The organism is Pectobacterium sp. CHL-2024 (assembly GCF_044751765.1).
Taxonomy (GTDB): domain Bacteria; phylum Pseudomonadota; class Gammaproteobacteria; order Enterobacterales; family Enterobacteriaceae; genus Pectobacterium; species Pectobacterium brasiliense.
In genome coordinates, this window is record NZ_JBIXKO010000002.1 from 81,036 (window position 1) to 92,788 (window position 11,753).

The following is an 11,753-nucleotide window of genomic DNA, read 5'->3' on the forward strand; positions in this document are numbered from 1 at the left end:
GCCACATCGATTAAAAGGAAGGATTAATAACCACAAAAAAGCATGGAAACGTATCAGGTAAGCCTTGCTTGGTATGGTTGAGCCCCTAAATTTGTAACCTTTTTTTCAACCTTACTAAAAATAACAGTACATTACTTTACATGCACGCTGTTTTGTTAACATTTTGTGTTCTCACCCGCAGCTAAATCGAGTCAGTACTTTTATCAGTTAACCAGGTTGCAGCAGCACAGGAAGCAAGTTCACCGCGTCACTATACCATTTTCACAGAAAATGCCTGTTCCCCCATGTGGTTATTAGGGGTATTTTTTGATCCAGCACACATTTTTACCAATTTAGTTAGTAAAAAAATCAAGATGATGCTGGATAAGATTTGATGCCATTTTCCATAACATTATTTTAAAAAAACAGAACCGGCGTTTTATAAAATGGAAGAAATCATTAATCTCGCCACGCCTAGCCTATTGATGTGAAATGGAAAACGCAAAGTGGGATCGGCAAGAGGAAATCAGGCCAGGAAGGCGCTGCCGATGTGGGTTTAACACCTTAGTCATAAATCATCATCATTCGGGGTGCGTCCCTACCCTCCCCGAATGATAGTTAACTACCCATTACGATTAGATCGCATCCTTAAGCGATGGGTCGGAAGACAATGTTTCATTCGTGCTGTTTGCTAACATGCTGACAGGCGTAATGTGAGAGGGCTTCCCTGATTCAATCACATTGAAAATTGCCGTTGCCAGCTCATTCTCCTGATTAGGATTCTGGCAGAGGAAATAACGTGTTTCAGGCAATCTCGGCAACCCTTCCTCTTCGCCCAACACCCGCAATTCCGGGCTCATCATTTCCACTGACCGCACGGTAATCCCCATGCCAGCCTTCACCGCAGCGCGCACAGCAGAAAGTGTTGAAGCCACATACGCAATTCTCCAGGGGATCCCTGCGGCCGTCAGTTGTTGTGTAGCCAGCGTCCGGAAAGGACTCGGCTCATCCAGAACAACCAGAGGGACAGGTTCTTGCGATCGGAACTGATAATCCGCCGCGCAATACCATAACGTTGGAGAACTGCGTAATAACACATGAGGAAACACCACACCGTTCATTGTGGTAATAACCAGATCTATTTTCCCCTGATTCAACATTTCCATCATTTCAGCGCTGCGTTTTACGCTGACATTGACGGAGAGTTTAGGAAATACGGATGTCACCCGATGCAAAATATAAGGAAGGATGGTGTCTGCAGTATCGTCAGACGCCCCGATGGTCAGCGTACCCTGAATATCGCTGTACATTAATGAAATACAAGCTTCATCATTGAATTGTAATATTTTTCTGGCATAACCCAGAAACTGGATACCATGTTCGGTCAGCAATTTATTACGCCCGTGCCGGGCAAAAAGCTCCTTTCCGATGAGTTGCTCCAGCCGCTGCATCTGCTGGCTGACAGCCGATTGGGTTCGATTGACTGCGGTCGCCGCTGCTGCAAATGTATTTAAATCTGCAACGGCAACAAACGTCCTCAGTAAATCAAGATCGAGATTAAGTACTGGTCGATTTGCACTGGTCATACGATTTTTCACTTATCTATTTTAATTTTAACAAAATATTCCTGGTGTTTTATTACATGTACAGGTAATGACCGATACATTTAAAGACACTATCGCAGACGCACGATAAGGGCAAAAAAATACTTATATTTCGTTACCACTATCGCCTTTCCATTGGTAAGACATCATGTAATTAAATGACTCACCAGCCTTAATCCTTAATTCAATAACAACGGCACCTTCCCTTTATTTCAACTTGCGAAATAAATACGCTCCACACTTAATAAACGAGATCTCCCTGTCACCCTATTCTGGCGCTAAAAAAGTGCGGCATGAACAGTTGTCCGCCCCCTACCATATCGCACCATCCAACGAGTACACAACCATATAGTGCAGATGCGCAACCATTTGCAGCAAAAGCGATAATCATTCTTCAAAAGGTACTGCAGGAAGAGTACATTAAGCAGGTTATGCTATTCCGTCTGGGAATATGCGCTCTCTGCAGAAGGCTCGTACTATTTATGTCTCCGATTGAAAAATCCAAGAAACTGGAGAACGTATGCTATGACATCCGTGGCCCAGTCTTAAAGGAAGCCAAGCGGCTTGAAGAAGAAGGTAATAAAGTCCTTAAACTGAACATCGGCAACCCTGCCCCTTTCGGCTTCGAGGCACCGGACGAAATTCTGGTTGATGTCATCCGTAACCTGCCGACCGCACAGGGCTACTGTGATTCCAAAGGCCTCTATTCCGCACGTAAAGCCATCGTTCAGCACTATCAGGCGCGGGATATGCGCGATATTACAGTTGAAGACGTCTATATTGGTAACGGTGTTTCCGAACTCATCGTGCAATCCATGCAGGCGCTGCTTAACCCGGGCGATGAAATGCTGGTTCCTGCGCCGGACTACCCGCTTTGGACCGCCGCGGTTTCCCTGTCTAACGGCAACGCCGTTCACTATCTCTGCGATGAATCCTCCGATTGGTTCCCCGATCTGGATGATATCCGCAAAAAGATCACGTCCAATACTCGCGGTATTGTCATCATTAACCCGAATAACCCAACGGGTGCGGTCTACAGCAAAGAGTTGCTGTTGGATATCGTGGCGATTGCGCGCGAACATAACCTGATCATTTTTGCCGACGAAATTTACGACAAAATTCTGTATGACGATGCGCAGCATCACTCGATTGCCGCACTCGCGCCGGATCTGCTGACAGTCACGTTCAACGGACTTTCCAAGACCTACCGCGTGGCGGGTTTCCGTCAAGGCTGGATGGTACTCAATGGCCCGAAAAAACACGCCAAAGGGTACATTGAAGGGCTGGAAATGCTGGCCTCTATGCGTTTGTGTGCCAACGTGCCGATGCAGCATGCGATTCAGACCGCGCTGGGCGGCTATCAGAGTATCAGCGAATTTATTCAGCCCGGCGGACGCCTGTACGAGCAGCGCAACCGCTCATGGGAACTGATCAATCAGATCCCCGGCGTATCGTGCGTAAAACCACGCGGCGCGCTCTATATGTTCCCACGCATTGATGCCAAGCGCTTTAATATCCACGATGACCAAAAACTGGTATTGGATCTCCTGTTGCAGGAAAAAGTGTTGCTGGTTCAGGGAACCGCATTTAACTGGCCTTACCCGGACCACGTACGCATCGTCACGCTGCCGCGTATTGATGAGCTGGACATGGCAATCCACAAATTAGGGCGTTTCCTGGGGCACTATCACCAATAACCCAGCAGTCATCGAGCCTATCCTCGCCGGGCAATCACCGCTCGGCGAATACCTCACCTCCGTTTGCATAATCTCCGGCATGTGCCCACAATAGATGCCCACGATATTGCTATTTCACCGCGCTGTTGTCTGAGAGATCGCCATGAATCAGAGCCACTTTTTCGCCCATTTATCTCGTCTAAAACTCATCAGCCGTTGGCCGCTCATGCGCAACGTGCGCACGGAAAACGTCTCCGAACACAGCCTTCAGGTCGCCTTTGTCGCCCACGCGCTGGCAGTCATCAAAAACCGTAAATTCGACGGTAACCTGAACGCAGAACGCATCGCGCTGCTGGCGATGTACCATGATGCCAGCGAAGTGCTAACCGGTGACATGCCAACGCCGATCAAGTACTACAACGCGCAGATCGCACATGAGTACAAGAAGATAGAGAAGATTGCACAGCAGAAACTGGTTGAGATGTTGCCGGAAGAACTCCAGCAGGATTATCGAATGCTGCTGGATGATAACTACACCAGCGAAGAAGAACGCTCCATCGTTAAACAGGCAGACGCGCTGTGCGCCTACCTGAAATGTCTGGAAGAATTATCCGCCGGCAATGCGGAATTCACACTTGCCAAAGCGCGACTGGAAAAAACATTACAGCTGCGCCACAGCCCAGAAATGGACTATTTCATGACGGTCTTCGTGCCCAGCTTTAGCCTGTCACTTGACGAAATCAGTCAGGATTCTCCGTTATAACGGCGTCCGCTATAACGGAAAGTCACCGTCAGAACGGATACAGCCACGGTACCATCACTACGCTGACCAACATCACCAGCACGGTAAAGGGGACGCCAATGCGCACAAAGTCCCCGAATTTATAACCACCCGGTCCTAGTACTAACGTATTCACCGGTGACGACACCGGGGTCATAAAGGCCGCAGAGGCTGCAATCGCGATGATCATCGCAAAAGGATAAGGCGACACGCCCATCTGCTTCGCCGCGGCAATCGCAATGGGTGCCATCAGCACCGCCGTCGCCGTGTTGGAAATAAACAGACCGATCACGGCACACAGTACGAACAAGCACACCAGCATCACATGCGGCCCGGCGTTCCCGGCAACATCCATCAGCCCCTTAACGATCAGCGCCACACCGCCGGTTTGCTGCAGCGCTAGCGCAAACGGCATCATTCCGACGATAAGAATAATGCTCGGCCAGTGAATAGCTCGATAAGCACTCTCCATGTCGATACAGCGGAATTTACCCATCAGCAAACAGGCGATCAGCGCAGCGACCGCATTCGGTATTTCATCCGTCAGCATCATCGCCACCATCAGCGCCAGACAAAACAGCGCGTGAGGTGCCTGACTTACCGCGGGCGCAACGTCATCCACTTCAGCAGGGAGATTAAGTAAAAGGAAGTCGTTTTTCTGCGTGTGTAGCTGTCGAATCATGCGCCAGTCACCCATCACCAGCAGAATATCACCGAGCTGGAGCGGTTCATCGGCGAGGATACCTTCCATCGCTTCGCCTGACCGGCGAATCCCCACAACACTCAGGCCATAGCGGCTACGAAATCCGACATCGTACAGCGTTTTCCCCAGCAGCTCGGAATCGGGAATCAACGAGACTTCCGCCATTCCCACATCACGCGCCTGCTCGGAGAAATACTCACCGCGCAGCACCATCGGTTCAAGCCGCTGCGCGGTGCAAAATTCGCGTAAATCCACCTCAGAGGCCGACATGTCGATCAGTAAAACATCATTCAGGCGAAGTTCGGTATTGCCCGCCACGCTGATCATCACACGGCGAAACTTACGCCAGCGCTCAATCCCAACCACGTTCGCCCCAAAGCGCTGACGCAGGCGTAAATCATCAAGACGGTGACCGATAAAAGGCGATCCTGGGCGAATCGCCAACCGACGCGCCCTACCCGTCAGCCGGTAATCACGAATCAGATCGCGAAACGTTCTTCTCTTCCACATCTCTTTTGCTGTTGCCGTCTCGGCATCGCCAAGCCAGTAACGCGCGACCATCATATACGCCACGCCCAGCAGCAAGACCACCATCCCTATCGGCGTTACGCTGAAAAACCCAAAGCCCGCGACACCTTCGCGCATCAGCTCACTGCTCACCACCATATTCGGCGGCGTTGCTACCAGCGTCATCATGCCGCTAATCAATCCGGCAAAACTCAGCGGCATCATCAGCCTTCCGGGGGAAATTTTCATCCGTGCAGAGACACTCAGCACCACGGGAATAAAAATCGCGACAACGCCAGTGGAGCTCATGAAAGCCCCCAGCAGAGCAACAGTGACCATCAGTAAGATCAACATCTTCATCTCACTGCTGCCCGCCACGCGAACCAGCCAATCACCGACCTGATAAGCCACGCCGGTACGAACCAACCCCTCACCAATCACAAACAGGGCAGCAATCAATATCACGTTAGGATCGCTGAACCCCACCAACGCTTCAGATAGCGTCAGCGTGCCGCTCAGTACAAACGCGATAATGACCAACAGCGCTACGACGTCCATGCGTAATTTATTGGTGGTAAACAACACAATGGCGATCAGCAACAGGGATAAAACCCAGAGAAGTTCGCTATTCAAAACGGTTCCCCTGACGGAAAAATGCATATTGAGAGGTGGAGATTCAGCATGCCATAAAAAAACCTCGCGGATGCGAGGTTTGATCATATTTAGTCACAGTTTTGTCATTATGTTACAGACGACCTACTGACGCAGAAGCACCTTAGCGCCGTTCGGTAATTTTTCTATTTCTATCTGCTCCAGCGAATCAAGAATCAGATCGACCTGATCCAGTTTCGGCGTATCCACAGGAGCCTTCACCGCAATCACCTTGCAGCCGGCCGCCAGACCCGATAGTACGCCCGCGGGCGCATCTTCCACGACGACACACTCTTCCGGCTTTAACCCTAGCTGCTGTGCGCCAAGGAGATAAGCATCAGGAGCAGGTTTGCCTTTGGCAACCTGCTCCGCGGTAATAAAGGCACGAGGAGCAGGCAGTTCTCCACGATGATGACGTGCGCTGGCAATCGGCACCGTACCGGATGTCACAATCGCCCAGGGGATATCCAGTGCATCCAAACGTTCCAACAGCGCCTTCGCCCCTGGCATGGCAACAATGCCCTGCGTATCAGACGCTTCAGTTTTCTCCAGCGCATCAAACTCTTGTTGAATCGTTTCTTCGCTTTGCCCTTGAAGAAAGTGACGCAGGGATGTGATTGCCTGCTTGCCATGAATAAAATCCAGCACTTCCTGTGGTTCAATATCGTGATCCTTTGCCCAGTTAATCCACGCACGTTCTACAGCAGGCAGTGAATCAACCAGCGTACCATCGAGGTCGAACAGAAAACCTTTACACTCCACAGAAAGCCCCTTTTTCATTAATCAGGCGTTGATGATCTGTGCGATCTCAACCGCACTCAAGTGATACTGGCGTGGGCAGGATTGCCAGACAGCCAGCATTCTGTTGTATTTGTCCCACATTTTTGTCTGAGCGTTAAACCCATGCGTGCCCGCATCAAAATGGGGGTAGCGACCTTCGACATGTACCATAAAGCGAACAAAGCCGAGGTAGCGCGCTTCCGTTGCGGCATCAAAGCCCAAAAAGGTCAGACGGCGTTCATCCAAATCCTGCTTATCTTTCAGATTGGTCCACGACACCTGCAAGGCATGATGCATTTCCATGATGTTAATAATCGCGCGGCAAACCTCTTCGGTCAGCTCACCAAACTCACGGTCCAGTTCGCGCATCTGCAAACCATAACCACGCTCGATAATCGTTTGTAACCGGCGATAGCGCTCGGCGTTGTCGGGATCGAGCATCGTCATCATTTTATATTGATTTGAAAGGATCAATCTCTGGGCATTTGTCATTTCCATGTTGCTCTCCTGAACCCTTTTTGGGGTAAGCCAATATCGCTAAATAGGTATTGGCCTCAGAATCGCATACTGAATCGTGTCACGGTAGCGGTAGCCACCGCTTCTTTGATTTGAAACAGGGGAAAGAACAAAATAGCCATCAACCCGCACACAGCCTGATGCCGATCACAAATCATCCAGGAAGGTTTTATCAAGCTGGTTAAACGCGCGCTTCAGCACATCCGCCAACGTTTGGTAAGTTGGCGCTTCTTCCAGGGGGGCTAATGCATGTCCTGACTCCAATAGCTTATGGCGAATCTCATGGAACCACTGTGCCAGCGTCGGCGGTAAAGGCGTCACAGAACGGCGACCAAGCCACCAGAGCCCCTGCAACGGCAGGCTACAGGCAAACAGCGCGGTGGCGATGGCCGGACCGAGCTGACCACCGAGCGCAATCTGCCACGTTAAGGTAAACACCGCCAGCGGTGGCATGATGCGGATACCGAACCGCGTCGCTTGCGCCACGCGGTTTTCAGGAAACACGGGTGCCAGCCGTTTTTCTGCTGGCCACGTTTTCATGTAATGCTGCCCACGTTGGAGTAGCTGTAGCCAACTGATTCTACTGTCTGGTTTCGTCGCCATAGCCACACCTCAACTTTACAGATAAAAAATAAAACTTTTGCACAAATCAACAACTCAAGTTGATAAGGTTAAAATATATTTTGTGTTTAGCCTACGCTATCGGTATCCTAGATCGGCCTTTTGGCCGCTGTATAAAGTAGTATGACTACACGCAAGGAGTATAATTCCCTTCGCGACATAAGCGGAGCCAACGGCCATAACGCGGTTATCCATCGCTTTAAAAGCTGCGGTTTACATCAGGTCGATGTCACGTTGTTGTAGAGATTAGTTGTATCGATTATCCGATATAACCTACGTCATAGTATCGACCCTATTTCACCATTGTGTCTGGTGTATCACACCAAGGTATGATGTTAATCATAAATGCCAGCGGCGGCATGCGATACGCTATGCCCTGTATGACATTTTTTTAACCATGTATAACAAGTAGGTACTTCCATGTCGAGTAAGTTAGTACTGGTTCTTAACTGCGGTAGTTCATCCCTGAAATTCGCGATCATCGATGCGATTAACGGAGAAGAGTACCTGTCTGGTTTAGCCGAATGTTTCAACCTGCCTGAAGCCCGCATCAAATGGAAAATGGACGGCGGTAAACACGACGCCGAACTGGGTGCCGGTGCAGCTCACAGCGAAGCGCTGAACTTCATCGTCAATACCATTCTGTCTCGGAAACCAGAGCTGTCAGCTCAACTGGTTGCTATTGGTCACCGTATCGTTCACGGCGGTGAGAAGTTCACCCAATCCGCGATCATCACTGATGATGTTCTTCAGGGTATCAAAGATTCCGTACCTTTTGCACCTCTGCACAACCCGGCGCACCTGATCGGCATCGACGAAGCACTGAAATCTTTCCCGCACCTGGCTGATAAGAACGTCGCTGTTTTCGACACCGCGTTCCACCAGACCATGCCGGAAGAATCCTACCTTTATGCACTGCCGTACAAACTGTATAAAGAAAACCACATCCGTCGCTACGGCTTCCACGGCACCAGCCACTACTTTGTTTCTCGTGAAGCCGCTAAAGTGCTGAACAAACCAGTAGAAGAGCTGAACGTTATCACTTGCCATCTGGGCAACGGTGGTTCCGTTACTGCAATCCGTAATGGCGAATGCGTTGACACCTCTATGGGTCTGACGCCGCTGGAAGGTCTGGTGATGGGTACGCGCTGCGGCGATATCGACCCGGCTGTGATTTTCCACCTGCACGACGCACTGGGCATGGACATCGATCGCATCAACACTCTGATGACCAAAGAATCTGGTCTGCTGGGTCTGACTGAAGTGACCAGCGACTGCCGCTACGTTGAAGATAACTACGAGACGAAAGCAGATGCTAAACGTGCAATGGACGTTTACTGCCACCGTCTGGCTAAATACATCGGTTCTTACGCTGCACTGATGGAAGGCCGTCTGGATGCCGTCATCTTCACCGGTGGTATCGGTGAAAACGCCGCAATGGTTCGTGAACTGTCGCTGAAAAAACTGGGCCTGCTGGGCTTTGACGTCGATCACGAACGCAACCTGGCTGCGCGCTTCGGTAAAGCAGGCAACATCGCTAAAGATGGCACCCGCCCTGCGCTGGTTATCCCGACCAATGAAGAGTTGGTCATCGCCGAAGACGCTTACCGTCTGACCGCGTAAAACACGTAACTCCCAACACCGTCAGCCAAGGCTGACGGTGTTGTTTTTGACTAACGAGCAACCGTAAAGAGGTTCGGCCGTGTCCCGTATAATCATGTTGATCCCAACTGGCACCAGCGTTGGTCTGACAAGCGTCAGCCTGGGTGTCATCCGCTCCATGGAACAGAAAGGCGTTCGCCTGAGCGTGTTCAAACCTATCGCCCAGCCGCGCAGTGGCGACAATACGCCAGATCAAACGACCACCATTATTCGTGCTAATTCCGCCATCAGCGCCGCCGAGCCGCTGGCGATGAGCCGCGTTGAAGCTCTGCTGAGCTCCAACCAGCAAGACGTGCTGATGGAAGAAATCATCGCGCGCTACCACGAAAATACCAAAGACGCTGAAGTCGTTCTGGTTGAAGGTCTGGTTCCTACCCGTAAGCACCAGTTTGCTAACGCATTGAACTACGAAATCGCCAAAACGCTGAACGCAGAAATCGTCTTCGTACTGGCGCTGGGTAACGATTCCCCGGCACAGCTGAAAGACCGTATCGAACTGGCGCGTTCCAGCTTCGGCGGCAGCAAAAACAAAAACATCACTGGCGTGATCATCAACAAACTGAATGCGCCGGTAGACGAACAGGGACGTACTCGCCCTGACCTGTCTGAAATCTTTGATGACTCCACGAAAGCCAGCGTTGCCAACATCGATCCGAAGCAGCTGTTTGCTAACAGCCCGCTGCCGGTATTGGGCTGCATCCCATGGAGCTTTGACCTGATCGCTACGCGCGCCATCGATATGGCGAAGCACCTGAATGCGCGTATCGTCAACGAAGGTGACATTCAGACGCGTCGCGTTAAGTCTGTGACCTTCTGCGCACGCAGCATTCCTCATATGCTGGAGCATTTCCGTCCAGGTTCACTGTTGGTGACCTCCGCTGACCGTCCTGATGTTCTGGTTGCCGCCTGTCTGGCTGCCATGAATGGCGTGGAAATCGGTGCCCTGCTGCTGACTGGCGGCTACGAAATGGATCCGAGCATTGCCAAGCTGTGCGAGCGCGCCTTCCAGACTGGCCTGCCTGTATTTATGGTCAACACCAACACCTGGCAGACCTCACTCAGCCTGCAAAGCTTCAACCTTGAAGTACCGGCTGATGACCGTCAACGTGTTGAGAAAGTGCAGGAATACGTTGCACGCCACATCGATACCCAGTGGATCGATTCCCTGAGCGCAGAGTCTGAGCGTTCACGTCGTCTGTCTCCACCAGCATTCCGCTATCAGCTTACCGAGCTGGCGCGTAAAGCAGGCAAACGCATCGTTCTGCCAGAAGGTGATGAACCACGTACCGTTAAAGCCGCGTCTATCTGTGCTGAACGCGGTATTGCTCACTGTGTGCTGATCGGTAACCCAGAAGAAATTCAGCGTGTTGCTGCGGCTCAGGGCGTAGAACTGGGCAAAGGCATCGAAATCGTCGATCCGATTGTCGTTCGTGAGCGCTATGTTGCGCGTCTGGTTGAGCTGCGTAAGAGCAAGGGCATGACCGAAGTGGTTGCGCGCGAACAGCTCGAAGACAACGTGGTGCTGGGTACACTGATGCTGGAACAGGGTGAAGTTGACGGTCTGGTTTCTGGTGCCGTTCATACCACCGCTAACACCATCCGTCCGCCGTTGCAGCTGATCAAAACCGCGCCGGGCAGCTCGCTGGTGTCTTCCGTGTTCTTCATGCTGCTGCCTGAGCAGGTTCTGGTTTACGGCGACTGCGCCATCAACCCAGATCCAACGGCAGAGCAATTGGCTGAAATCGCTATCCAGTCTGCTGATTCCGCTACCGCCTTCGGTATCGACCCACGCGTTGCGATGATCTCTTACTCTACCGGTAACTCCGGTGCGGGTAGCGATGTTGAGAAAGTGCGTGAAGCGACCCGTCTGGCACAGGAAAAACGCCCTGACCTGGTTATCGATGGTCCGCTGCAATACGACGCCGCAATCATGGCTGACGTGGCACAGTCCAAAGCGCCGAACTCGCCAGTTGCGGGTAAAGCCACCGTGTTCATCTTCCCTGACCTGAACACCGGTAACACCACGTACAAAGCGGTACAGCGTTCTGCCGACCTGATCTCCATCGGGCCAATGCTGCAAGGCATGCGCAAACCGGTTAACGACCTGTCTCGTGGCGCACTGGTAGACGACATCGTTTACACCGTTGCCCTGACCGCCATTCAGGCTACACAGCTCTAATCTATATCCTAAATAATTCGAGTTGCTTGAAGGCGGCAACTGCGCGAATCCCCAGGAGCTTACTCAAGTAAGTGACTGGGGTGAGTAAAGGCAG

9 protein-coding genes are annotated in these 11,753 nt (G+C 51.4%); 4 read left to right on the plus strand and 5 right to left on the minus strand.

Features of this window, described 5'->3' with window-relative positions; all coding sequences use genetic code 11:
* Positions 1–614: 614 nt before the first annotated feature.
* A complete protein-coding gene (gene lrhA / locus ACIPUG_RS05275; protein WP_039280429.1) occupies positions 615–1,565 on the minus strand; it encodes a transcriptional regulator LrhA in 951 nt (316 codons plus the stop codon).
* A 500-nt stretch (positions 1,566–2,065) separates the two neighbouring features.
* Between lrhA and ACIPUG_RS05280 the strand changes: the two genes are divergently transcribed.
* On the plus strand, positions 2,066–3,280 hold the full coding sequence (locus ACIPUG_RS05280) for a pyridoxal phosphate-dependent aminotransferase (RefSeq protein WP_014916029.1): 1,215 nt from the start codon (positions 2,066–2,068) through the stop codon (positions 3,278–3,280).
* Between the two features lie 142 nt (positions 3,281–3,422).
* Positions 3,423–4,022, plus strand: a complete 600-nt coding sequence (gene yfbR, locus ACIPUG_RS05285) for a 5'-deoxynucleotidase (protein WP_039526217.1) — start codon at positions 3,423–3,425, stop codon at positions 4,020–4,022.
* Between the two features lie 28 nt (positions 4,023–4,050).
* Here the strand turns inward: yfbR and ACIPUG_RS05290 are convergent, their stop codons facing one another.
* From ACIPUG_RS05290 to yfbV, 4 genes are all read right to left on the minus strand, one after another.
* On the minus strand, positions 4,051–5,883 hold the full coding sequence (locus ACIPUG_RS05290; protein ID WP_010278915.1) for an SLC13 family permease: 1,833 nt from the start codon (positions 5,881–5,883) through the stop codon (positions 4,051–4,053).
* A 123-nt stretch (positions 5,884–6,006) separates the two neighbouring features.
* On the minus strand, positions 6,007–6,663 hold the full coding sequence (locus tag ACIPUG_RS05295; RefSeq protein ID WP_039526220.1) for a sugar phosphatase: 657 nt from the start codon (positions 6,661–6,663) through the stop codon (positions 6,007–6,009).
* A 21-nt stretch (positions 6,664–6,684) separates the two neighbouring features.
* Complete coding sequence (locus tag ACIPUG_RS05300) at positions 6,685–7,179, minus strand: YfbU family protein (protein ID WP_039464986.1); 495 nt, start codon at positions 7,177–7,179, stop codon at positions 6,685–6,687.
* Between the two features lie 165 nt (positions 7,180–7,344).
* Positions 7,345–7,800: a terminus macrodomain insulation protein YfbV gene (gene yfbV / locus ACIPUG_RS05305; RefSeq protein WP_039520349.1), complete on the minus strand. Its 456-nt coding sequence runs from the start codon at positions 7,798–7,800 to the stop codon at positions 7,345–7,347.
* Between the two features lie 438 nt (positions 7,801–8,238).
* On the opposite strand from yfbV, the gene ackA reads away from it, so the two are divergent.
* On the plus strand, positions 8,239–9,441 hold the full coding sequence (gene ackA, locus ACIPUG_RS05310) for an acetate kinase (protein WP_400337684.1): 1,203 nt from the start codon (positions 8,239–8,241) through the stop codon (positions 9,439–9,441).
* Positions 9,442–9,520: 79 nt separating this feature from the next.
* A complete protein-coding gene (gene pta, locus ACIPUG_RS05315) occupies positions 9,521–11,659 on the plus strand; it encodes a phosphate acetyltransferase (RefSeq protein WP_014916033.1) in 2,139 nt (712 codons plus the stop codon).
* The last annotated feature ends 94 nt before the right edge of the window (positions 11,660–11,753 follow it).

Bases quoted from the DNA above. Each gene is read 5' to 3' on its own strand.
- ACIPUG_RS05300 (WP_039464986.1), bottom strand. From the start codon at position 7,179: ATGGAAATGACAAATGCCCAGAGATTGATCCTTTCAAATCAATATAAA.
- lrhA (WP_039280429.1), bottom strand. From the start codon at position 1,565: ATGACCAGTGCAAATCGACCAGTACTTAATCTCGATCTTGATTTACTG.
- yfbV (WP_039520349.1), bottom strand. From the start codon at position 7,800: ATGGCGACGAAACCAGACAGTAGAATCAGTTGGCTACAGCTACTCCAA.
- ACIPUG_RS05280 (WP_014916029.1), top strand. From the start codon at position 2,066: ATGTCTCCGATTGAAAAATCCAAGAAACTGGAGAACGTATGCTATGAC.
- ackA (WP_400337684.1), top strand. From the start codon at position 8,239: ATGTCGAGTAAGTTAGTACTGGTTCTTAACTGCGGTAGTTCATCCCTG.
- yfbR (WP_039526217.1), top strand. From the start codon at position 3,423: ATGAATCAGAGCCACTTTTTCGCCCATTTATCTCGTCTAAAACTCATC.